Genomic DNA, 23152 nt, shown 5'->3' on the forward strand with positions numbered 1-23152 from the left:
ACGCCGCGGCCCCACTGTCTTAATCTAAAAAACTTGCTTTGTTTCGTGCCGTCATCAATATGCTTGATGACATGAATCTTGTGTCCCACCCGCAACTGACCTTGCGCCAGCTTTGGCACTTCGTTGTCGCGGCCGAGGCTGGAACCATGGCCGAAGCTGCCCGCCGGCTGCATCTGGCGCCTTCGGCAATTTCCATGTCCATCGCGGAACTCGAACGCATCGTCGGTGCCGAGCTGGCGATCAAGCGCCGGGCCAAGGGGCTGACGTTGACCGCGACCGGCAAGACCGTGCTGCTCCAGGCCCGGGAACTGCTGGAGCGGGCCCATGATCTGGAAACCATGGGCCAGGGAACCCGCGAAGAGCTTGCCGGCCCGTTAACCGTTGGCTGCTTCATGCCCCTGGGCCCGATCATCATTCCGCCTATGCTCAGTGCCTTTGCCCAGCAATGCCCGAAGGTGGAGGTCGATTTCCTGGAGGGGTTCCACCAGGAAATGCAGCATGCGCTGCTCGATGGTTCCATCGATGTCGCCTTCCTCTACGGATCGGAGATCTCACCAGCCTTGCGTTCGGCCACCGTGGCGATGGCCGAGGCCCAGATACTGCTGCCTTCCGGGCATCCGCTGGCCGCCAGCCCCTCGGTGTCATTGCGTGAAATCGCGAAGGAGCCGTTGGTCCTCTTCGAATCCGAGCCGATCACCCAGCGCATCCTCGGCCTGTACCAGGGCAGCGGGCTGGAACCGATGATCCGGCACCGCTCGCGTTCCTATGCGACCGTGCGCTCGCTGGTCAGTACCGGCCGCGGGGTGGCTGTGCTGTTCCAGCAGCCGGCCCTGGAAGCACCCTACGAAGAGCTGAACGTGGTGCTCAAGCCGCTGAAACTCGATGACGAAAATATCGCAGTGGTTCCGGTTTCGGTGGCTTGGCCCCGCAGTTCGCGGCTGAACTCCCGTGCCCAAGCCTGGGTGGAAGTCGCCGCGGAACTCTTCGAGAATGCGGGCCGGCGCAGCTAGCGGCTAGACGCGCGTGCGGATCGAGGAGGGGTAGGACAATCCGAAGTTATCCCGCAGGGTGGTGCCCTCGTATTCGGTGCGGAAGTAGCCGCGATTCTGCAATTCAGGGATCAGCTTGTCGCAGATGAGCTTGAAGCCGCCTGGGTTGAACGGGGCGTTCAGGTTGAAGCCGTCGCAGGCCTTGGAATCGAACCAGTCGATCATGCGGTCTGCCACTGCCGAGGCGGTGCCGGCCATCCACTGGTGTCCGGTGGAGCGGGCCAGGTCAACGATCAGCTCGCGCAGGGTCATGCCCTGGTCCACCGACTTGCGGCGGTAGATCTGGTAGCGCGAACCCAGGGCCGGGTCATCGGAGAACCACTCGGCGGGAATCTTCTCGTTGAAGTCCAGCGAGGACAGATCCATCTTCAGATCGGCACCCACCTGCACGCGGCCGTTTTCCAGGTGGATGTGGTTGGCCAGTTCCTCGGCCAGCTCATCTGCTTCGGCCTGGGTGTCGCCGAGGATCGGCAGGATGCCCGGGATGATCTTGATGTCGTTGGGGTTGCGGCCCTTGGCAGCCGCCATCGCCTTGAACTTGGCGTAAAACTCCACCGATGGTTCCTTCAGCGGCTGCGCGGTGTAGATGCCATCGGCCACCGAGGAGCCCAGTTCCATGCCTGGTCCCGAGGAGCCGGCCTGCACCAGCACCGGGCGGCCTTGCGGGCTGCGCGGCATGTTGATCGGGCCCTGCACCTTGAAGAATTCGCCCTCATGGTTGATCGGGTGGATCTTGTCGGTGTCCACGTACCATGCCGACTCCTTGTCGTTGGTGACGGCGTCGTCTTCCCACGAATCCCACAACTGGTTGGCTACCTCGACGAACTCGGTAGCGCGGCGGTAGCGGGTGGCCGGATCCGGCGCGCAGTCCATGCCGAAGTTCTGGAAACCATCGGAGCTGGTCACGATGTTCCACCCGGCGCGGCCACCTGACATGTGGTCCAGGCCGGCCATCTGGCGGGCCAGGTTGTAAGGCTCCGAGAAGGAAGTGGAAACGGTTCCGATCAGGCCAATGTTCTTGGTGCGTGCTGCCAGTGCGGAAAGTACCGAGATCGGCTCGTAGAAGCCGTTCATCTTGATATCGCCGCGCATCACGGTGTTGGCATGGACGATGTCGCCGAAGAAGATGGCGTCCAGCTTGGCGTCTTCAGCCATCTTGGTCAGGTCGTAGACGAATTCCAGGTTGGCCAGCTCCTCGGAGCGCGAGCCGTCCATGCGCCACGAGTCCTTGTGGTAACCAGCGGGGAGCATGAAGGTCGTGAGCACCATGTGCTGGGGGTTCTTGGGAGTCATTGAAACTCATCCTTTCCTGCGGATGTGACGGGAAGCACTGAGTCCATGGTTTCAAGAGTCTCTAAAGTCGTAAATGGAGAACTTTTGCGCCATAGGGTTCAGAAAAATTGATGTTAGGTGTTAAAAGCTGGTCCGCGTATCAACTGATACGCGGACCAGTGCCGGGGTTCAGGCGTTCAGCTTTGCGTTGGACGGCGCTGACGCGGCTGCCTTGGGAGGCAGGGCGGCGCCTTCCGGGCTGATGCGGATGGCGACCAGCCCGACGATAAGGATTGCCACCCAGAAGATGCCTACGGCGGTGATGCCGAAGCTGACGGCCAGCGCGGTGCAGATCATCGGGGTGAAGCCGGCCCCAAGGGTCGAGGAGCCCTGGTAGGCCAGCGAAGCGCCGGTGTAGCGGACATCAGCTGGGAACAGCTCGGAGATGTAGGCGCCGATCGGTCCGGCCAGGATGCCCTGGATGACGCCGTTGCCGACGATGACTGCAACTGCGAAGCCCCAGCCGGTGCCGTTGCTCATCAGGAAGACTGCCGGGAAGGCCCAGAGGATGCCGGCGGTGCCGCCGATGGTCAGGATCATCTTCCGGCCGTACTTGTCCGAGAGCTTGGCGGCCAGCAGGCAGACCACGATGGTGACCATGGCCGCGTAGCCCTTGGTGTTCAGCACAAAGGAGCGGTCCACGCCCTGGGCCGCGGCTTCGGAAACGCCCCACGAAGTCAGCACGCCCTGGCAGGTGTAGAAGCCAAGGGAAGCGATCAGGGTGATGATGACGGTGCGCGAATGGTTCTTGAGCACCAGCGAGATAGGAGTCTTGCGCTCCTGCTTGCGCTCGGCGGCCTTGGCATCCAGCTCCTGGAAGACCGGAGTTTCTGCGACCTTCAGGCGGATCACCATGCCGATGATGATCAGGACTGCCGAGAAGATGAACGGAATGCGCCAGCCCCATTCCAGGAACGCATCACCGGTGGAGAAGGAGATGAAGGAAACCAGGAAGGTGGCCAGCAAGCCACCGGCCGGTGCGCCGGCGTTAGCGAAGGATGCTGCGAAACCGCGCTTGGAAGCGGGTGCATGTTCCAGGGCCATCAGGGTGGCGCCGCCCCATTCGCCGCCAACTGCGACTCCCTGGACCACGCGGAGCAAGACCAGGATGACCGGGGCAGCTGCGCCAATGGTTGCGGTAGTCGGCAATAGGCCAATGGCAACGGTGGCTACGCCCATCATCATCATGGAAAGCACCAGCATCTTCTTGCGGCCAAGGCGGTCGCCGAAGTGGCCGAAGACGATGCCGCCCAGCGGGCGGGCAATGTACCCGACGGCCAAGGTGCCGAAGGAGGCGAAGAGTGCCAAGCCCGGGCTCAGGTTGCCGAAGAAGACCTTGTCGAAAATCAGCGACGCCGCAGTGGCGTACAAGATGAAGTCGTAATACTCGATGACGCTGCCCAAGAAGCTGGATCCGAGAATGCGGCGCAAATCCTTGGTGTTGAGGGAGTCGCTTGGCTCCATTGCCGGCACTGGCTGGTTCTGTTGCGAGTCGGACACGACGAGAACCCTTCCTGATCGCTGATGTGACTTAAGCCATAGTGGCCCATTTCACTAAACTTGTCCACTTTTTACGCATTTTAAGACAGATAATATTTTCTTCAGCCCTTGAAAACCGCGTGATCCTGCGGGTTTGAAAAAATTCTTCGACTCAGAGCTTGATCTGGGTCACATCAGTTATATAAACTGATGCACAGAATATATTTTTCAACCCGCTCAGCGGGACGCCCGATAAGGAGCAGCGAAGATGAGTGCACGCACTGGAGAGCAGTACCTGGCAGGGCTCAAGGATTCCCGCGAGGTCTGGCTGGGCGATCAGCGCATTGACGTCACCGAGCACCCGGCATTTGCCGGCTCGATCAACGGCATGGCCGCCTACTTCGACTACCAGCACAAGTACGCCGATGACTGCCTGATGAACGACGAGCAGACCGGCGAACAGCACAACGTCTCCCTGCTGCGTCCCAAGAACGCAGAAGACATCGCCCGCCGCCACCGCGCGTTCGACCGCCTGGCCCGCTACTCCAATGGCATGCTCGGCCGCACCCCCGACTACGTCAACGTGGTGCTCGCCGGCCACGCCTCGCGCCCGGACATCTTCGCCAAATCCGGCGACCCGGTCTACTACGAGCGCCTGGAGAACTACTGGCGCCATGTGCAGGAAAACGACCTGGCGCTGACCCACACCATCGTGCACGCGGCCATCGACAAGTCGGTCGGCGAACTGCAGGGCATCAATGAAGAGCTGACCTTGCGCGTGGTGGACCGCACCGCTGAAGGCCTGATCGTGCGCGGCGCGAAGATGCTCGCCACCCTGGGCCCGATCGCCGACGAGCTCTATGTCTACCCGGCGGTGCCCATCCAGAAGGGCTACGAGGAATACGCGCTGTCCTTCGCGATCCCGGTCGCCACCAGCGGCGTGGTCTCGGTCTGCCGCGACCACTACGGCGTGGACCAGCCGGTAGTGGACAAGCCGTTCTCCTCGCGCTTCGACGAGCAGGATGCGGTCATCATCTTCGACGACGTGCTGGTCCCTTGGGATCGCGTGTTCATCGACGGCCAGCTCGATGTCTACAATTCCCTGAACGCCGGCACCGCCACCGGCAACACCCAGCAGCAGACCGCCATCCGCGCCTCGGTGAAGTTGGAGTTCGCCTACGACCTGTGCGTGCAGATGGCCAAGGTCACCGCCACCGACAACAAGCCGGACACCGCATCGATGCTCGGCGAGATCTATTCCTACCTGCGCATCGCCCGCGCCGTGATCCACTCGGCCGAGGTCAACGCGTCGGAATGGGGCGGCGGGGCGTTCTTCTGCCACGACGACATCTCCGCGCTGCGCACCATGATGCCCATCTGGATGGCCCGCGTGAACGACATCATCAAGTCCATGGGCAGCCACAACCTGCTGGCCACCCCGACCGCGGCCTCCTTCGAGGACCCGCGCCTGGGCCCACTGCTCAAGAAGTACCTGCCGGGAGCCAACAGCATCGCGCCAGAGGAACGCGCCAAGATCTTCCGCACCGCTTGGGACTTCGCCGGATCCGCCCTGGGCAGCCGCATCGAACTGTACGAGCGCTTCTACCTGGGGTCGGTCAGCCGTGCCCGCGGGCTGGATCACCGCAAGGCGCAGATGAAGGGCGAGACCGGTGCCTTCGAGGCGATGTTCGCCGAGGTGGGGATCAGTCCGGTCATCGCCGAGCAGGCCGCGCTGGACCTGGACGCCGCGGCAACGCGCGCCTAGGGAAGCAGGAAAATCATGGCTAACCCGACGCCCGATGTGCTCGATGCGCTGCTCGAGCACCTGCTGGAAACCCAGTACGGCCAGCTGCCGACGGCCACGATCCAGCGCGTGAACCAGCGCCTGCTGGATTCGGTTGGCGTTGGGCTGGCAGGGCACCGCGCCGACGACATTGCCGGACTCATCGAAGCGGCGCAGGCCTGGGGCCACGGCGATGAAGCAACCGTGCTGGGTACCGGAATCAAGCTTCCGGCCACCTCCGCGGCCTTCGTCAACGCGGCCCTGATCCGCTCCTTCGACTTCGAGCCGGTGGAAGCCGAAGGCCCGGCCGGCAAGCAGGTCGCCGCCCACATCTCCGGAACCACCGTGGCCGTCGTGCTGGCCCTGGCCGAAGCCACCGGCGCCACCGGAGAAGAAGCACTGGCCGCGCTGGCGCTGGGCGATGACCTGGCAGCCCGCCTGGCCATCGCCGGCGGCTTCGACGTGTACTCGGGGCAGGATAATACCGGCACCTTGAATGCCCTGGCCGCCGCTGGAATCGCCAGCCGGATGCTGGGCCTGGACAAGGCGCAGGCACGCCATGCCATCGGCATTGCGGTCAACCAGGCTTCGGGCAATGTGGCGGCGATCTTCGATGGGGCCAACGGCTTCAAGCTGCCCATGGCCTTCGCCGCCCGCTCCGGAATTTCCGCCGCGCAGCTGGCCAAAGCCGGCATGAAGGCGGCGGATGATCCGCTGACCGGCAAGCACGGCTACTTCCAGCTGTTCGGCATCGACGCGCAGCCGGAACTGGCGGTGGCGGATCTTGGCGTGAGCTTCCATGGGGACTGCACGATCAAGCCCTTTGCCAGTTGCCGGGCCGCGCAGCCTTCGCTGCAGGCCTGCGCTGAACTGGTGGCCGACGGCACGGTGGGCTACAAGGACATCGAATGCCTCACCGTCCACCTGAGCGAGCGGACCCTGAACGGATTCGTCGGGGCGCGCTTCGAAGCGGGGGACACCCGCACCGTGGCAGCCCTGTTCTCGGTGCACGCCACCGCGGCGATCGCCTTGATCCACGGAACGGTTCGCCCCGAGCACCTGACCGCCAGCGCGCTGGCGGACCCGGAGCTGGCGCAGATGCTCGGGCGCATCGAGCTAGCCGGCACCCTGCCCAACAGCCAGCGGCTGACGGCGGAGATCACTGCACGGCTGCGCAGCGGCGAGGTGCGCCACGTGCGCGTGGAGCACCCGGACGGAAACATCTTGCGCACACCCCTGGAGCATGACCAGGTAGTTGAGAAGTTCTCGAAGAATCTCGAGTTCTCGCATCCAGAACTGGCAGCACGCAAGGACGCGTTGCAGCACCAGCTCGAACACCTCGCCAGCGCACCGGATCTGACTGATCTGATGGCGGCGCTGGACCCCGCTAGAAACTTCACCCCGAATTACCAGGAGCAACTCCCATGAGCATCACCAACCTTGAATCGGTCACCCCAGTAGACATGAACACCTTCCGCAACGTCGTCGGCCACTTCGCCTCCGGCGTCACGGTGATCACCACGGCCGTGGACGGCCAGCTCTACGGCACCACCGCTTCGGCAGTGTCCTCCCTGTCGATGGAACCGCCAATGATGCTCGCTTGCCTGAACCGCTCCAGCTCCACCCATGACCGGGTAGTTGAAGCAGGCGTCTTCGGCATCAACATCCTGGCCGAGGACCAGGGCGCGCTGGCCTTCCACTTCGGCCGCAAGGGCGAGGACAAGTTCGCCACCGTGCCGCATACCCTCTCCGCGGAGGGCATCCCGCTGATTGACGGCGCATTGGCCACGATCGTATGCCATGTGGCCGAAACCCCGACCGGCGGTACCCACACCGTCTTCCTGGGACTGGTCAGCCACGCTGAAGCCCATGACCGCGAACCGCTGGCCTACTACCGCGGAACCATGGGCCGCCTCGAGCCCACCAAGGAGTTGGCTGCCTACCAGGCCACCCGCACCTGGGTGCTGCTGCGCACCAGTCCACTGGGCGAAGACCTCGACGTGGATGCCATCGCCGCGGCTTCCCGGGCCGACGCTGATCATGTAGCCAACGCGCTGGTGAAGCTGGAAAGCGAGCACCTGGTCTTCCGCACCGAAACCGGAAAATACCAGCCAAAGCCGATTACCGCAGAATTGACCGATTCGGCCTACGACTCGCGCGCCACCATCGAGTCCGGGGTGATCGCCTCGCACCTGGGCAAGATTTCCGAAGAGACCATTTCCAGCCTGCGCGAGATCACCGCGAAGCTGGCTGACCTGCGTGAGACTTCGGAATCCGACCTGGAAGAGTTCTTGGCCCTGAATGTCGCCTACCACGATGCTCTGGTTGGCGTTGCCGGCTCCAGCCAGCTGGTGGATTCCTTCCGCCGTTTGGGAATTGGCACCGTCTGGCGCCAAGCGCTGACCGCAGAGCAGTGGTCGCGCCAGCTGGACCACCGCCACGTTGCCGAATTGACTGAAGCGCTGGCTGCCGGTGACGCGCCAGCGGCCCAGGCGGCGCTTGCCGCGCACACCGAGTTCGGCAAGGCGCTGGCTCGTGAAGCAGTGGCCCGCCATGGCGGCCAGGTCTAGGCGTTGAGGCGATAGCCACTGTGGAAAGGCGGCAGGTTGGAAGATCCAGCCTGCCGCCGTGGCTTTTAAAGCGTCGAAGTGCGGGCCTATTGCGCTGTGGCCCCGACAAAGAGGCGCAGCTTCCACTGGCCGCCGGTATTGGCCCACACCGTGCGGTTGGCAGTTGCCAGATGCTTTTCGACGCCTCCGGAAATCAGATGCATCTTCATGCTGCCTTCGACGACCACCACGTTGCCCTCCTGGGTAACGGACTCGAAGTCGTGGCTGAGCGCCAAATATTCGACGGCCCCGGAACCGAGCAGTTCCAGCAATGAGTCGCGGTCATCGACACGACCGGTGGAGTGGGTGTACTGCAAATCCGGCTCAAGCAGGTTCCCCAAGGTTTCGAGGTCACGGGCGAGCATGGCCGAAAGGCGCCGTTCTTCTGCGATGCGCAGTTCCGATTCAAGTGCCGCAGGGTCAATAGTCGTCAACGGTGATGGCTCCTAAGTAGCGTTTGGTTCGTAGGCAATCTACCAATAAGCAGTGGCGATGTGCGGATATTAGCGAGTGCTTTTACTGGGTGAGATGGAGTTTCAGGGTTGATCCCAGAAGTGGAAACTATCAGCCGAGGGTATGAGCCGGGCACGGGATAGTTACCTCGCATCGCTGATTCCCCGGGCCGCGGAAATTTCTACGATGGAATCATGCTCAAGAAAAAGTACCTCGCCACTGGCGCGCTCGCCCTTCCCTTCGCTCTCCTGCTCACCGGCTGCAGCGGTTCTGATCTCTTCGTCGACAAGTACGATGAATCCACCACTCGAACTGCCAAAACTTCAGAGAAGGCCGTGGCCGATGGTGTGCTGCCCGACTGGGTTCCGTCCGGCGGCACCGACGTTCAGCTGGTCCAGCGCAATACCGGCGCTGAACGCATCTTCATGCTGAACTACGACGGCAAGCTGGACAGCGAACAGTGCAAGGCTCTGGAAACCGTTGGGAATCCGACCGAAGCAGAACTGGCCAAGGCCTACGCTTCTGACCCGCGCACCAAGAACCTCGAGCCTGACGAGATCTCAGCTACCCGCACCTTGGATGCCGACTGGTGGCCAGCCGATGGCCAAAGCGAGACGACTGATCTGTGCGGGCGCTTCTGGGTCCATCAGTCAGAGGGCAAGCTCTATGCCTTTGCTCCGGACATGGTTGCCCAGGTCCAAGCCATCGAGAAGGAGCGGGCCGCCAAGGAAGGCAAATAGAGGCTGGCCGCCACTAGCTGGGCTGCAGGCCGCGAACCAGGAAACTGGTTCGCGGCCTGCAGCTTGTTGCTCATGCGGATCAGAAGCGGATCACGCTGCGGGCGATGGACCCGGTTTCCTGCTTTGCATAGGCTTCGTTGATCTCGTCGAGCTGGATCTCCTGCGCCACCAGGTCATCGAGATTCAACCGGCCCTGCAGATAGAGCTCGGCGTAGTAGGGAATGTCATTGCGGACCGTGGAGGAGCCCATGTAGATGCCGTGGAGATTGCGCTGCGGGATCAGCAGGTCCAGCATGATATTCATTTCCAGCGGCTTGCCCTGGGGAATGCCGATGAAATACACGTGTCCGCCGGTTTTGGCGACTTCCAGGGCCTGGCGCTGCGTGGGGGCAATGCCGATGGCTTCGAAGGAATGGTGGACTCCGCGGCCGGTGATGGCGCGGATGGCGCTGACCACGTCTTCGGTGCCGCCGTTGATGACATGGGTGGCTCCGAATTTCTTGGCCAGCTCCAGCTTCTCTGGCTGCAGGTCAATGCCGATGATGGTCTTGGCGCCGGCCAGCTTGGCTCCCTGGATGACATTCAGGCCGATGCCGCCCAAGCCGATGACCGCGACGGTTTCCCCGGGAGAAACCTTGGCGGCGTTGAGCACCGCGCCCACGCCGGTGGCTGTCGCGCAGCCAAGCACAGCAGCCTGCGCGAATGGGATTTCCTTGGGCACCCTGACCAGCTTGTTCTGGTGCAGGACCGTGTACTCGGCGAAACCGGCCACGCCGAAGCCTTCTACGCGCTCGCCGTTGCGCGTCAAGCGTGCCGGGGTATCCGGTCCGCGCAGCGCATGCTGGGGATTCAAGCAGCGGTAGGTCGCTCCGTTGACGCATTCTTCGCAGCTCCCGCAGAAGCTGATTTCCGTGGCGATGACATGGTCTCCCACTTCGAAGTCGGTGGCTTCGGGGCCTAGCGCGACGACGGTGCCAGCCATTTCGTGGCCGACCACCATCGGCAAGGGGCGCCCGCGGTCTACGGTGGCAACTATGTGGTCCGAGTGGCACAGGCCTGCGGCTTCGACCTTCACCAGAACTTCTTGCCCCCGCGGCTCGTCGACTTCGAGTTCCTCGATGCTGAAACCTTCGCCGATGGAGTTGATGACCGCTGCGCGCATTGCAGATCCTTCGTTAGATTCTTCTTCTAAAAATGCATTATTTCTAATAGTATATTTTCATTAGTGTTCTGCGTCACCCCCTTTGCGCGACTATTTTCCGGAGGAAGCATGAAAGCAGCAGTCGTTTCTGAAGTTGCCGGCTCTTTTGATGTCCTGGACATCAGCATTGACAACCCCGAAGCCCATGAAGTCCTCATTGACGTGAAGGCCAGCGGCCTGTGCCACTCGGATTTGCACGTGGCGACGTCGGACATCGGCTTCCCCATGCCAGCGGTGCTCGGCCACGAAGTCTCGGGTCTGGTCGTGGGCGTCGGTTCGGCTGTCACCTCGCTCTCGGTGGGGGACCGCGTGGTGACTTCTCCAGTGCACAGCTGCGGGGTCTGCAAGGGATGCCGCACCGGCAAACCCTACCAGTGCCGCGTGCCCTCGCACACCGACCGCACCGCGCAGCAGAATCCGCGATTGTCCCTGGGTGGGCAGCGGCTCACCCAGTTCATCGGTGTTGGCGGCTTCGCGGAACAGGTGCTGGTGCATGAGAACACCGTCGTAAGGGTTCCGGACGCTATCCCGTTCGACCGCGCGGCGCTGCTTGGCTGTGGAGTGGTCACGGGTGCTGGCGCGGCTATTAATACCGCGCGCATCCGTCCAGGCGATACCGTTGCCGTGATCGGCGCCGGTGGTGTCGGGCTGAACGTCATCCAGGGCGCGAAACTGGCTGGCGCGACCCGCATCATCGCTATCGACCTGCAGCCGGCCAAGCTGGAGCTGGCCAAGGTCTTCGGTGCCACCGACGTCATCAACGGCGGGGAGGGCGATGCGGTGGAAACCGTCAAGCGGATTGCTGGCGGGGGAGTGACGCATGCCTTCGAGGTCATCGGCCTGCAAGCCACCAGCGAGCAGGCGGTGGCCATGCTGGAAATCGGCGGCACCGCGTACCTGATTGGCGTTCACAAGCCCGGCGCGCAGATCAGCATCACCCCATTTGGAGACCTGATGGGACGCCAGAAGGGCATCCGTGGCGTGGCCATGGGGTCGAGCAACATCCAGGTGGACATCCCCATGTACGCCGAGTTGTATCTGCAGGGCCGTTTCAAGCTCGACGAACTGGTGTCAGCGCATATCAGCTTGGATGAAATCGACAAGGGATACGAGCAGCTGCGTGGCGGTGCGGTGGCCCGAAGCGTGATTACCTTCTAGATTTATCGACGCCGGTCGCTGAACGAAGCAAGGCCAGCAGTTCACTGATCTGCTGGCCTTGTTTCATGTTCTGGGGGGTGCTGCTACTCTCCGGTCTGCGCGCGGCGCTGTATGCGCGTGGCGTACAAGACGCAGCCCAGCAACCCGATGAAGCTGAGCGCAACCGCCACGGACCCGGTGATGCCGGGCAGGTGCTGGTTCCAGGTCATGTTCAGGGTGACAAGCAGAGACACCAGAAATCCTCCGGTGAGGTAACTGATTGCCGAACTCATGGTGAACCTTCCGTGGGCAGAACGTGCTCCCGTGAGCCTAGCATCGCGCCAGTCCCTGTCCAAGGATTTGCCGGTGCTGGTTATTTGCGAGACGCGTGCTCCCAGAGCACTTCATCCACTGTTACGGGCTTGTCAATGAGCTCGAAGCGTGCCATTGTATCCAGGCCTGACTGGAAAGCCTCTGCATCGAACGCCGTGCCTGCCAAGGCGAACCGCGTTGGAGCTTTTTCCACCGGAATCTGGTTGACCTCGGCGTGTATCTTCTGCACTTCCTCGAGGTTTGCTGCATCGGAGTAGAACTCCACTGCCTCTTTCATGGCCGATACGAAGGCCTTGGCAGTATCTGGATTCGCACCGGCCCACTGGGAAGTGCTTAGCCACAAAGTGCCCGGCTGATTCCCCTGGTACTCGCGGACCGGGTTGCCCAAGGAGGGGAAGCCGGCCGCAATCATCTGGTGGTAGAAGACGTCGCTGGGGACGACCGCGTCAACGGTCCCGGTCTCCACCGCGGCCTGCATCCCGGCGTAGGGCATGCCCACTTCGCTGAACTCCTCGGCGCCCACCCCTGCGTCTTCCAGGGCTTGGAAGACCGGCAGATCGCTGCCGGTCTTCACGCCGATGACACCGATGGTCTTGCCCTTGAGATCGGCAAGCCTCGCAATCCCAGAGTCCTTGGCGACGAGCACTCCGGAGTTATCGACGTTCGGGTCGACCACGCCATTCGAAGCCAGCGCTTCGATCGGCAGGCCCTTTGACACGGAGGTGGCGACGTTGACCCAGGAACCGGTGGCGATGTCCACCTCGCCGGAGATAGCAGAAGCAATCTGGGCGGCGGGGTCTGCGCCATTGATGATTTCAACCTCCAAGCCATGGTCTTCGAAGAAGCCTTGGGATTCGGCGAGGTAAGCCGGCTCGAACTGGATGCCGGCCACCGAGACCTTCAGCGGGATCAAGCCGCCCGGTGTTTCGGCGCCTTGCCCAGCGTTGCCGCAAGAGGCCAAGGCCATGGTGGAAACGAGCAGGACCGCGGACAGGGGCAGGGCCCGGCGCGCGGAAGATGGAGTTCTCAAGATGGCCTCGTCGAGCTTGAAGGGGATATGAAGTGGCAGGCAATCAGCTGAAATCTGTGATGACCGAACGGGCAACGCCCTGCCCGGCCTTCATCGCTGCGAAGCCCTCGTTGATCTGCGAGATATGAAGTTCCCGGGCAACGAGCGCGTCGAGCTTGAGGCGCCCGGCAAGATAGTGCTCGGTGTATTTGGGGACATCACGTTGCGGGCTGGAAGAGCCCATATAGATCCCGTGCAGGCTGCGCTGCGGCCCAATGATGTCGGACATGGCATCCAGCGGCAGTTGCGCGCCGGGCTTATGCAACCCGACCAGATAGGCATCCCCGCCTACACGGGTCATGCGCACCGCCTGCAAGCTGGTGGCCTGCAGGCCGATCATCTCGAAGGAATGATCCACCCCGCCGCCGGTGATTTCCTGGACCTTGGCGACAGCGTCTCCACTGCCGCCATTGATCGTGTGCGTTGCCCCGAATTCGCGGGCCAGTTCCAGCTTCTCATCGCTCAGATCCACTGCGATGATCTTCGAAGCGCCGGCGATCTGGGCGGCATTGATCGCGTTCAACCCGATGCCTCCAGCGCCAATGACTGCGACGGATTGCCCCTGGGCCACCTGGGCGGAGTTGAACACTGCCCCGGCACCGGTCAGCGTGGAGCAGGCCATCACCGCGGCTTGGGCGAAGGGCAACTCCTCGGGAATCCTTACTGCCTGGTTGGCATGCACCAAGGTGTACTGGGAAAATCCGCCGGTGCCGAACATCTGCATCACCGGCTGATCCTTGCAGCTGGCGCGCGGTGCTTGGCCGGCCGTGCGCAGCGTGCTGGGGCGGTTGGCGCAACGGTATTCCTGGCCCGAAAGGCACAGGGCGCACTGCGCGCAGTATTGGATCAAGCTGGCCAGCACGTGGTCTCCCGCAGTGAAACCGCAGGCTTGGTTGCCGGTGCTGAGCACCACCCCGGCAACTTCATGGCCCAGCAGCAGCGGGGCAGGAAGGCCCAGATCCATGCCCGCCAGGTGGGCATCGGACTGGCACAGTCCAACTGCTTTGACTTCGATCAGCAATTCCGCGCCCAGCGGAGCATCAACGTGGATGTCCTCAATGCTGAAGCTGCCATCGCCGTGCCTTGCCAGTGCTGCCCGTGCGCTGAGTGCCATGGGGATCAGTCCTGGCGCAGGCGCACGAGGATCCGTGCGCGGGCCTCGGTGAAGCGCGGGTCAGCCTTGGTGGCCAGCTGGTCGCGGGTCTCGCCGAAACCGGTGACGATCTCGTCGACTACGGTGGCCGGCTTCTCCGCGATCACGACCACCTTGTCGGCCAGGTACAGCGCTTCGTCGATGTCGTGGGTGACCAGCAGGATCGTCACACCCAGCTTGTGCTGCAAGTCCAGCACGAGGTCTTCGAGGTCGAAGCGGGTCTGCGCATCAACCGAGGCGAAGGGCTCATCCATGAGCAGCACCTTCGCGTTGTAGGCCAAGGCGCGGGCAATGGCCACGCGTTGCTGCATGCCTCCTGACATTTCCCAGGGGAACTTGCCGCCTTGGCCTTCAAGGCCCACGGCAGCCAGATGCTCATCGGCCAGCTTGTTGCGCTCGGCCTTGCCGATGCCCTTGCCCTGCAGCGGGAAGGCCACGTTTTCGCGGGTGGTCATCCACGGCATCAGCGAACGCGAGTAGTCCTGGAAGACCACGGCGAGATCGGGGTGCGGGCCGTTGATCTTCGTGCCGGAAACCTCGATGGTTCCGGCTTTTGGCTTCAGCAAGCCGGAAAGGCATCGCAGCAAGGTGGTCTTGCCGACGCCCGACGGGCCGACTATCGAGATGAACTGGCCATACTCCACGTCCAGATCCAAATTCTCCAGGATCTTGTTTTCGGCCGGGCCGGCGCCATAGCTCATGGACATGCCGCGAACCTTCATGAGCAATGGTTTGGTTTCCATGGTCGTTTCAACGGGTGCTTGGGTGGTCATGGGATTCTCCTTGGTCAGAAGATGGAAGGTCGGACGGAAACGGAGGCTACTGGGCGCCGGAGGCGTGGTACCAGCGCAGGATCCGTTTTTCGACGAGCACGAAGAGGATCGAGATGATGTAGCCGATGACACCGACCAGCAGTGCGCCGGCCCATGTCTCCGGAACCTTGAAGGTGGCCGAGGAATTCAGGATGTAGAAGCCCAGGCCTTCAATGGAGGCGAACATTTCCGAAACCACCATCACGGTGATGCCGATCGGCAATGCGACGCGGATACCGGCCACGATCTGCGGGGTGGCACCGGGCAGGATCACGCGGCGGAAGTGCAGGCCCCGGGGAATGCGGTAGACCTTGGAGAACTTGCGCACCGTTGGCTCGATGCCCAAGATGCCGTCGATGGTGTTCAGCAGGATCGGCCACATGCAGGCGAAGGCGATGGTGCCCATCTTCGGGCCCTGCCCCATGCCGAAGACGCCGATGATCATCGGAACCAGTGCTGCCTGCGGGACAGCGCGGAAGAAGTGGATGATCGGGTCAACGATCTTCAGCAGCAACGGGACTTCGCCCAGCAGCAGTCCGCCGCAGATGCCGAAGAAGGCAGCCAGGGCCAAGCCGACAAAGAGATTGGACAGCGAGTACCAGGCGCCGGAAATAATCACGCCGTTGCCCAGGTCGCGGACCAAGGCTTCGAGGATGGACTCCAGCGAGGGGATGAAGAAGTTCGTGGAGTTTGCCGAGCCGAACCACCAAGCCGCAACCACGGCAACGATGAGCCATGAAGAAACCAGTATCTTGCGTCCGGCGGCCGCCGAGGAACTCGGAGCCTTGGCTTTCGAAGCGCGTGATGGCACTGCGGGGGCGTTCAAAGTTGCGTTAGTCATCGTTCTGCCTCTTCCACTTCAGCAAACGGTTTTCGGCCTGTTGCAAGAGCAGGGCGATGGCCCATCCGGTCAGGCCGGCGAAGAACAGGTAGGCGAAGGCCAGATCCCAACGCTGCGCCTGCTGCATCAGCGTGATCTGGCGTCCAATGCCTGGTGCCTGGGAGATCACTTCAACGCCCACCGCCACCAGGATGGCGATGGCCGAGGAAATGCGCACACCGGTCGCGATCAGCGGCAGGGCAGAAGGCAGCAGGACCTTGGTGAAGCGCAGCATCGGCGGGATGCGGAAGACGGCGACGGTGTCGGCAACCGCGGCTTCCTGGCGGCGTGCACCGTAGATGGTCTGGATCAGCACTGGCCACAGGCAGGACAGCGCGACGACGACGATTTCCATCATGGTGTTCGAGCCGAGCAGCATGATCACTACCGGCATCAGGGCCAGTACCGGGAACGAACGGCCGAAATCGATCAGAATCGAGGTGGAGTTGTCGAGGAAGCGAACTGATCCAATGACCAGGCCCAGGACGACACCCACGACCGAAGCAATGAGCCAGCCGGTGAGGGCTGCGAGCAGGGTCTTGCCTAGCCCGCCCCAGAAGGCCGCTTGGCCCAGGGCTTCGGAGATGGCAGAGAAGATCTTTTCCACGCCGGGGAGCATGGAGGGCATGGTTCCTGAGGCGATCACCAGTTGCCAGATGCCCAGCGGGGCGGCGATGGCCACGATGCGCAGGGTCCAGAGCAGACCCGGTGAAATCGTTGACTCTTTCATGGGAATCCTTGAGTAAGCAGTTGCAAGCTAGGGGTGCTGGTGGCGCCAGCGCAGGGGATGGCGCCACCGGTGGGGCGAAGAGGACGTGGGCTACTTGGCGTCTGCCGAAGCCCGGGTAGGGGCTTCGTCCCAGAGCACATCTTCGACGATGACCTTGTTCTCGACCAGGCCGAAGTGGACCATGGCATCGATGCCGGATTGGGCTTCAGCCACGTTGAAGGTGACGTCCGCCGGGACGAAGGTCTTGGGCGCATCGGCTACATCGATCTGGTTGGCTTCGGCGTGGACCTTGCGGACTTCCTCCAGATTGGCCGGGTCCGAGTAGAACTTCACGGCATCCTGCATAGCTGCGTCGAACTTCTTGGCGGTCTCGCCATTCTGCTCCAGCCACTGCTTCTGCACGGTCCAAACGGTTACCGGCATGCTGGACTGGAATTCCTGTACCGGGTTGGAGATGGTCTGGTAGCCCTTCTCCAGCATCTGGTGGTAGAAGGAGTCGGCAGGCACTACTGCATCCACGGTGCCTTGTTCCAAGGCCGCTTCCATGCCCGCGTAGGGAACAGCAACTTCAGTGACTTCCTTTTCCTTCACGCCGGCCGCTTCCAATGCCTGGAGCACGGGGATGTCGCCACCGGACTTCACGCCAACTACGCCAATGGTCTTGCCCTTCAGGTCTGCCAGTTCCTTGACCCCGGACTCCTTGGCCACCATGACGCCGGAGTTGTCGGCTTCCGGGTCGACCATGCCGTTGCCGCCAATGACCTGGATCGGAACACCTTGGGAGAAAGAGGTGGCGACGTTGATCCACGAGCCGATGGCAACGTTCACGTCACCGGAGACCACCTGGGCCAGCAGGGCGGCGGGGTCGGCGCCATTGACCAATTCAACGTCCAGGCCCTGGTCCTCGAAGTAGCCCTTCTCTTCAGCGATGCGGGCGGTTTCGAACTGGATCGGAGCAATGGCGACGCGCAGCTTCACCGGGCCGTCGGCGCTGGCCTCCTCGCTGGATCCGCACGCGGCCAGGGTGCCGATTGCGAGGGCAGAGACTGCGAGGCCGGAGAAGGCCTTCCGTGCAAAACGTCGTTTCGTGACCATGGGGATCTCCTTGAAAGCTTGGTGCCTAGGCGAAGGCTGCGAGTTGTCGACCGGGGTCGGCTCCCGGAAGAAGAAGTACATTGAGCATCAAAATGTATTCCTTGAATCACAATATATCTTTAGTATGATTGTGTGGCAAGACTCACATTCAAAATGATGCCAACGACGAAGCGCGCCGGGCAGACCAGGAGATACATTCCATGACAGCAACAGATCTTTCCGCCGTTCCGCTGGCTCAGCAGCTTCGCGCCGCTTTGGCGGCCACGCCCCTTCCGCTGGTGATCAATGGCCAGGAGGTCGCTGGCTCGGGGGAAAAGCTGCCGGTAACCGATCCCTCCACTGGCCAGCTGCTGACCGAGACGACGGCTGCCACCGCAGCGGACATCGACCGCGCAGTAGCTGCCGCCCGTGCAGCGTTCGAGTCCGGGCCCTGGGCAGAAATGACCCCGGCAGCACGCCAGCGGGCGCTGCACCGCTTCGCTGACGCATTGGAAGCGAACCTCGATGAATTGGCTACCCTGGAGTCCCTGAACTGCGGGAAGCCCTTCAACGTCGCCCGCTTTGGCGAGCTGCCCGCGGGCATCGAAACCTTGCGCTACTTCGCCGGCTGGGCCACCAAGCTCAACGGCGAAACCCGCGAGATTTCCCTGCCAGGAACCTGGCACGCCTATACCCAGCGCCAAGCCTTGGGCGTGGCCGCACTGATCGTGCCATGGAATGTCCCCTTCACCATTGCGCTGTCCAAGGTGGCTCCGGCGCTGGCGTCCGGTTGCACCGTCGTGCTCAAGCCCGCGGAGCTGACCCCGCTGACCGCCGTGCGCATGGCGCAGATTGCGCTTGAAGCAGGCATCCCGGCCGGTGTGCTGAACGTTGTCCAGGGTTTGGGGCCGGTGGCCGGCCAAGCGCTCGCCGACCATCCGGATGTCGACAAGCTCTCCTTCACCGGATCCACCGCGGTAGGCAAGAAGCTGCTGGCGTCGGCAGCGGGCAATCTCAAGCGGCTGAGCCTTGAGCTGGGCGGCAAATCCCCGGTGGTGATCTATCCCGACGCGGATCTGGACAAGGCCATTCCGGCCGCGGCCATGAGCATCTTCGGCAACTCCGGCCAGGTCTGCGCGGCAGGGTCGCGACTGTATGTCCACGAAGACATCGCAGACCAGGTCATCGAAGGCATCGCCGGATTCGCGAAGAGCCTCAAGCTGGGCGCTGGCCTGGCAGACGGAACCCAGCTGGGCCCGCTGATCTCCCAGGTGCAGCGCGAGCGCGTGCTGGGGTACATCGAGGCGGGCATCGCTGATGGCGCGGAACTCGTTGCCGGTGGCTTGGCCGAAGGCGGAGAAGGATTCTTCGTGCAGCCGACCGTGCTGAAAAATGTCAGTCCGGACATGTCCATCGCCAAGGATGAGATCTTCGGGCCGGTGCTCTCGGTCAGCACCTTCGGCGACGAGGATTCGCTGGCTGAGGTGCTGCGCCGGGCCAACGACACCGACTACGGCCTCAATTCGGTGATCTTCACGCAGGACATTTCCCGCGCGTTGACCTTCGCCAAGAAAATCCAGGCCGGCAACGTCAGGGTGAATACCGGTGCCGGCATGGATGCGAACATGCCGTTCGGCGGATTCAAGCAGTCGGGGTGGGGCGCCGAAAATGGCCGTGAAGGCATCGAGGCCTACACCTCGCTGAAGTCGGTCACCGTCAAGCTCGACTAGCGGCAATGTTCTATTCCGGGACTGCTTTGCGCAGTCCCGGGCCGTTAGGATGAGCTCATGAGCGAAAAGGAGCAACCCCGGCTGGCTAGCGCGTTGGCGCAGAAAGTCGTCGACACGATTGCGCCGACCATCAACCGCAATGTGAACATCATGAATGCTCACGGAGTCATCATTGCTTCTACGGATGCTGCGCGTATCGGTACCCACCACGACGGCAGCGCAGAGGCGATCCGACGCAACGGCATCATCCGTGTCAGCCAGGCCGACGGCTCGGCCGGAACCCAGCCAGGGGTCAATGTGCCGCTGGTGCTGAACGACCAGCTCTGCGGCGTTGTGGGCGTGACCGGAGCTCCCCACGAGGTGGAACCGCTGGCCGGCCTGATTGCATTGACCGTTCAATTGCTCTTTGCCCAAGAACGCGAGCACTCTCGCAGCGCGCGGCGCGAGACCGAAGCCCGCGACATTATTTCTGCGTTGATCGCCGGTCGCGTTGCACCTGAAGTGATCGACCGCTCGCTCGCAGCGCATGGTTTGCGCGGGCCGAAATGCATTGAAGCTTGGCTGCCCCGAAGCGTGGGGGATCCGTCGCTCGAAGAGCCGGCGAAGGATCATCACCGCACGTCATGGATTAGCCTTTCCGGCGCGTACTGGAGGCTTTGCGCTGCCAGTGAGACAGCTTTCGCTCCCGAGCGCATGGACCAGGAACGTTTCCTGGTCTCCGCGCCTGTCGAAAAGGCCGAGGATCTCATGGCCGAAACCGAAGTGCTGCGCGTATTGGTGGGCTATCCGGCACTCGTGCCATCCCACGCGCGGCGCCGCATGTGGAGCCGGGAAATTGCTGTGGCTATCGCCCGCACCCCAGCCCGCAGCCTGGACCATGCAGCTGCTCCAGCGATGCAGCTCAATGAGGAACAAGCCAGAACCCTGCTGGTCGTTGCGACAGCTGCTTCGATGAGCCAAGCAGCCACGGATCTGCATATTCACCGCAATACCTTGGTTCAAAGACTTGAGCGGATAAGCCAGGTCAGCGGCATCGATATTCGGCGGTCCAGCGAGTCCCTGAAACTCCAGCATGCCATCTACGCGAGAGTGGCCTTGGGCCAGCTGCATGTTTTCTAGGCCCTGGAAACTAGGGGAGCTGGCGCCGGGGCTGGGAAGGGTGGGATGTTTGCACACATTGGCTCTTTCGAACCCAGGCAAATGTGGTCGTGTGCCCATAGGTATTCGGGGTCACTTTTCCTAGTATTGGCAGGATGATCGATCTTTGCGCCCGAAACCCGGGGTGGCACGGTGGCATCTAGCCCAACGGGCAAAGCCTTGAGCGGCTTTGCCGATAGGGCTGGTCCACCCGTTGAGCCATTGCGGGCTGGGCGCATTGAACTACCGATATTGGCAAAGGAGCCAACCCGCCGTGTACGAACTGCTAGTTCTGCTGATCCTTGTTGTGGCCATCGTGATGGTCACAGCACGCTTGAAGATCAGCCCATTTCTCGCCCTCGTTGGCGCCGCTATCCTGGCGGCCTTCGCCTACCGGATTCCGCTGGCCGACGTGGCTTCGACGGTCACCACGGCTTTCGGCAGCACCATGGGAAATATCGGACTGGTGATCCTGTTCGGAACAATGATCGGTGTCATCCTGGAGAAATCCGGCGCCGCGATCTCCATGGCAGATGCGCTGATCAAGGTCCTGGGTACCCGGTTCCCCAACCTGACGCTATCGATTATCGGCTACATCGTTTCCATTCCGGTCTTCTGCGACTCGGGATACGTGGTGCTCAACTCGCTGCGCAAAGCGATCACCCTGCGTACCGGGATCTCTGGGCTGGCAACTTCCATCGCCCTGATGACCGGCCTGTACGCGACCCACACCATGGTGCCTCCAACTCCGGGCCCGCTGGCCGCAGCCGAAAGCATCGGCATTGCCGATAACTTGGGCTTGATCATCGCTGTCGGATTGCCCGTTGCGGCCATCTCGGCCCTTGCCGGCTTGGCCTACGCCAGCCGCTTCAACAAGTCCAAATGGACCCCGTTGCCAAGCGACGACCACAATGACATCTCCGAACTCGACTATGAGCAGCTGCGTGCAAGCTTCGGAAAATTGCCCAGCCCGGCGCTGGCCTTCATGCCGATCCTGGTTCCGCTGGTGCTGATCTGTGCCGCATCCATTGCGAAGCTGCCCTCGCACCCGATGGGCGAAGGCGCTGCCCTGGAAATCCTTTCCTTCCTGGGGACGCCAGTTATTGCGCTGATCTTCGGCTTGATCTCATCGACTTTTCTTTTGAGCGGTGGCAACAAGCTGGCGGTCTTCAATGAGCAGATGAACGAAGCTGTACGCACCGCTGCTCCGATCTTGCTGATCACCGGTGCCGGCGCCGGCTTCGGGGCGGTCCTGGCCGCGTCGGATCTGACCACGATTCTTTCGGATTCACTCAGCGGACTGGGCTTGGGCCTGGCTGTGCCATTCCTGATCGCCGCTGCACTGAAGTCCGCCCAGGGCTCGTCCACCGTCTCAATGGTGACCACTTCCGCGCTGGTCGCACCGATGCTCGGCTCCCTGGGCTTGGGTTCGGAGCTGGGCATGGTGCTATCCGTATTGGCAGTAGGCGCCGGTGCGATGGTTGTCTCGCACGCCAACGACTCCTACTTCTGGGTCGTCTCGCAGCTCAGCCGCATTCCGGTGATCACCGCCTACAAGACCCTGAGCGTGGCTACCGCCATCCAGGGCACCGCGGGGTTCCTGACTGTACTGGTCCTGGGAGCCGTACTGCGTTAGCAGCACGCCTTCCAAGAAAGCAACGGATCGCGCCATCGGCAGATGGCGCGATCCGTTGCTTTAAGCAGTGCTGGATTAGCCCAGGCCTGCCGCCGGGAAGCTCCGCGCGGCCTTATTCGCTGTGGCAGTCGAGATCACCAGCAACGCGATGGCGGCCAGGTAGCCGGTTCCGGTCGCGGCGAAGGCGAAACCGAATTGGCCCAGCAGGCAGAGAACTGCTGCGCTGGCCAATGCCGCCCAACCGGCCCAGGAAGCCGCGGCAAGCAGGGGCGCAGCCTGCTGATGCCCGGCGAACCAGGCGTCATCGCTGGCCAAGGTGTGGCGCGTCTTGATGCCGATCGCCGCATTGCGAGCGAGCTTCCGGTCCCGTGCCATCGGGGCGAGGAACGCTGCGACCAGCGTTATGCTCAGCAACCCGAACATGAAGGCAATCACGCCTGCTGGATCCACTTGCCGCCTCTTCTGCCGATTGATCTTGAATGGCCATTCTATGCGGTCGCATGGAAGTGCCCTGATCCACGCTGTGTTCCCAATCGATGCCTGCGGGAACGTTCTTGAGATCCAGTTCCGGCATGCCAATTGCGTCATGCGAAGGTCATATGACGTCTTATCTGCCCGTTTTCCGGCAGGGCGAAGGCGCGAAGATGACGTATTTTGTCCTGCTGTTCCTCCGCATGACAGCGCCCTTCCCGAGGGCCTGCCAGTAATGCTTGACTCGGAGCACAACCCATCCAGAGCGGCTGAGAGACCTGGCTCCGAGACGCCGCAGCAAGCCTGCACCAGCAGGTAGTGCTAACGCCAGGTTCGATGGAACT

At 62.4% G+C, this 23152-nt stretch carries 21 protein-coding genes and 1 riboswitch; of the genes, 9 read left to right on the plus strand and 12 right to left on the minus strand.

Going from position 1 to position 23152, the window contains the following annotated elements; translation table 11 throughout:
- Window positions 1-71 precede the first annotated feature (71 nt).
- Window positions 72-1010: a LysR substrate-binding domain-containing protein gene (locus tag CQ012_RS12095; protein WP_181149069.1), complete on the plus strand. Its 939-nt coding sequence runs from the start codon at window positions 72-74 to the stop codon at window positions 1008-1010.
- A gap of 3 nt (window positions 1011-1013) precedes the next feature.
- Here CQ012_RS12095 and CQ012_RS12100 read toward each other — a convergent pair whose 3' ends face one another.
- Together CQ012_RS12100 and CQ012_RS12105 are read right to left on the minus strand one after the other, a co-directional pair.
- Entirely contained in the window at window positions 1014-2342 is a 1329-nt protein-coding gene (locus CQ012_RS12100; protein ID WP_105662287.1) for an NtaA/DmoA family FMN-dependent monooxygenase, read from the minus strand.
- Window positions 2343-2510: 168 nt separating this feature from the next.
- Complete coding sequence (locus CQ012_RS12105) at window positions 2511-3881, minus strand: MFS transporter (protein ID WP_286134662.1); 1371 nt, start codon at window positions 3879-3881, stop codon at window positions 2511-2513.
- A gap of 247 nt (window positions 3882-4128) precedes the next feature.
- Here CQ012_RS12105 and CQ012_RS12110 point away from each other — a divergent pair, with 247 nt between their 5' ends.
- From CQ012_RS12110 to CQ012_RS17635, 3 genes are read left to right on the plus strand one after another with little or no spacing between them, the layout of a single operon-like run.
- Window positions 4129-5625: a 4-hydroxyphenylacetate 3-hydroxylase family protein gene (locus tag CQ012_RS12110; protein ID WP_105662288.1), complete on the plus strand. Its 1497-nt coding sequence runs from the start codon at window positions 4129-4131 to the stop codon at window positions 5623-5625.
- A gap of 15 nt (window positions 5626-5640) precedes the next feature.
- The gene (locus tag CQ012_RS12115) at window positions 5641-7071 is read left to right on the plus strand and encodes an MmgE/PrpD family protein (protein ID WP_105662289.1); all 1431 of its coding nucleotides are present in this window, start codon (window positions 5641-5643) and stop codon (window positions 7069-7071) included.
- Window positions 7068-8213, plus strand: a complete 1146-nt coding sequence (locus tag CQ012_RS17635) for a flavin reductase (protein ID WP_105656459.1) — start codon at window positions 7068-7070, stop codon at window positions 8211-8213. Before CQ012_RS12115 ends, CQ012_RS17635 begins: the two co-directional genes overlap by 4 nt.
- Before the next feature lie 86 nt (window positions 8214-8299).
- On the opposite strand, the gene CQ012_RS12125 is transcribed toward CQ012_RS17635, so the two are convergent.
- The gene (locus CQ012_RS12125; protein ID WP_105662290.1) at window positions 8300-8686 is read right to left on the minus strand and encodes a nuclear transport factor 2 family protein; all 387 of its coding nucleotides are present in this window, start codon (window positions 8684-8686) and stop codon (window positions 8300-8302) included.
- 213 nt (window positions 8687-8899) lie between these two features.
- Here CQ012_RS12125 and CQ012_RS12130 point away from each other — a divergent pair, with 213 nt between their 5' ends.
- Window positions 8900-9445 carry a hypothetical protein gene (locus tag CQ012_RS12130; RefSeq protein ID WP_105656457.1) on the plus strand — a complete coding sequence of 182 codons (546 nt, stop codon included), beginning with the start codon at window positions 8900-8902 and terminating at the stop codon, window positions 9443-9445.
- Window positions 9446-9524: 79 nt separating this feature from the next.
- Here CQ012_RS12130 and CQ012_RS12135 read toward each other — a convergent pair whose 3' ends face one another.
- A complete protein-coding gene (locus tag CQ012_RS12135) occupies window positions 9525-10607 on the minus strand; it encodes a zinc-binding dehydrogenase (protein ID WP_105662291.1) in 1083 nt (360 codons plus the stop codon).
- 108 nt (window positions 10608-10715) lie between these two features.
- On the opposite strand from CQ012_RS12135, the gene CQ012_RS12140 reads away from it, so the two are divergent.
- The gene (locus CQ012_RS12140; protein ID WP_105656455.1) at window positions 10716-11804 is read left to right on the plus strand and encodes an alcohol dehydrogenase catalytic domain-containing protein; all 1089 of its coding nucleotides are present in this window, start codon (window positions 10716-10718) and stop codon (window positions 11802-11804) included.
- Window positions 11805-11887: 83 nt separating this feature from the next.
- Here CQ012_RS12140 and CQ012_RS17640 read toward each other — a convergent pair whose 3' ends face one another.
- The 7 genes from CQ012_RS17640 to CQ012_RS12175 form a co-directional block, all read right to left on the minus strand.
- Complete coding sequence (locus CQ012_RS17640) at window positions 11888-12037, minus strand: hypothetical protein (protein WP_166650762.1); 150 nt, start codon at window positions 12035-12037, stop codon at window positions 11888-11890.
- A 119-nt stretch (window positions 12038-12156) separates the two neighbouring features.
- Window positions 12157-13146 (minus strand): ABC transporter substrate-binding protein, encoded by a 990-nt coding sequence (locus CQ012_RS12150; protein ID WP_105662292.1) that lies wholly within the window; start codon window positions 13144-13146, stop codon window positions 12157-12159.
- A gap of 43 nt (window positions 13147-13189) precedes the next feature.
- Window positions 13190-14299: a zinc-binding dehydrogenase gene (locus tag CQ012_RS12155; protein WP_105656452.1), complete on the minus strand. Its 1110-nt coding sequence runs from the start codon at window positions 14297-14299 to the stop codon at window positions 13190-13192.
- Between the two features lie 5 nt (window positions 14300-14304).
- On the minus strand, window positions 14305-15111 hold the full coding sequence (locus CQ012_RS12160; RefSeq protein WP_105656451.1) for an ABC transporter ATP-binding protein: 807 nt from the start codon (window positions 15109-15111) through the stop codon (window positions 14305-14307).
- A gap of 46 nt (window positions 15112-15157) precedes the next feature.
- Window positions 15158-15991: an ABC transporter permease gene (locus CQ012_RS12165; protein ID WP_105656450.1), complete on the minus strand. Its 834-nt coding sequence runs from the start codon at window positions 15989-15991 to the stop codon at window positions 15158-15160.
- Window positions 15984-16760, minus strand: coding sequence for an ABC transporter permease (locus CQ012_RS12170; protein ID WP_105662293.1), 777 nt, complete (start codon window positions 16758-16760; stop codon window positions 15984-15986). Before CQ012_RS12170 ends, CQ012_RS12165 begins: the two co-directional genes overlap by 8 nt.
- Window positions 16761-16850: 90 nt before the next feature.
- Window positions 16851-17855: an ABC transporter substrate-binding protein gene (locus CQ012_RS12175; RefSeq protein ID WP_181149070.1), complete on the minus strand. Its 1005-nt coding sequence runs from the start codon at window positions 17853-17855 to the stop codon at window positions 16851-16853.
- A 200-nt stretch (window positions 17856-18055) separates the two neighbouring features.
- Between CQ012_RS12175 and CQ012_RS12180 the strand changes: the two genes are divergently transcribed.
- The 3 genes from CQ012_RS12180 (at window position 18056) to CQ012_RS12190 (ending at window position 22337) form a co-directional block, all read left to right on the plus strand.
- Window positions 18056-19564 carry an aldehyde dehydrogenase family protein gene (locus tag CQ012_RS12180; RefSeq protein ID WP_105656447.1) on the plus strand — a complete coding sequence of 503 codons (1509 nt, stop codon included), beginning with the start codon at window positions 18056-18058 and terminating at the stop codon, window positions 19562-19564.
- Window positions 19565-19621: 57 nt separating this feature from the next.
- The gene (locus tag CQ012_RS12185; protein ID WP_105656446.1) at window positions 19622-20683 is read left to right on the plus strand and encodes a CdaR family transcriptional regulator; all 1062 of its coding nucleotides are present in this window, start codon (window positions 19622-19624) and stop codon (window positions 20681-20683) included.
- 292 nt (window positions 20684-20975) lie between these two features.
- The gene (locus CQ012_RS12190) at window positions 20976-22337 is read left to right on the plus strand and encodes a GntP family permease (protein WP_105662295.1); all 1362 of its coding nucleotides are present in this window, start codon (window positions 20976-20978) and stop codon (window positions 22335-22337) included.
- Window positions 22338-22412: 75 nt separating this feature from the next.
- Here CQ012_RS12190 and CQ012_RS12195 read toward each other — a convergent pair whose 3' ends face one another.
- Window positions 22413-22787 (minus strand): SdpI family protein, encoded by a 375-nt coding sequence (locus tag CQ012_RS12195; protein WP_181148779.1) that lies wholly within the window; start codon window positions 22785-22787, stop codon window positions 22413-22415.
- A gap of 274 nt (window positions 22788-23061) precedes the next feature.
- Window positions 23062-23151, plus strand: a riboswitch (SAM riboswitch).
- The last annotated feature ends 1 nt before the right edge of the window (window position 23152 follow it).

This window comes from Arthrobacter sp. MYb214 (genome assembly GCF_002979865.1).
Lineage (GTDB): Bacteria > Actinomycetota > Actinomycetes > Actinomycetales > Micrococcaceae > Glutamicibacter.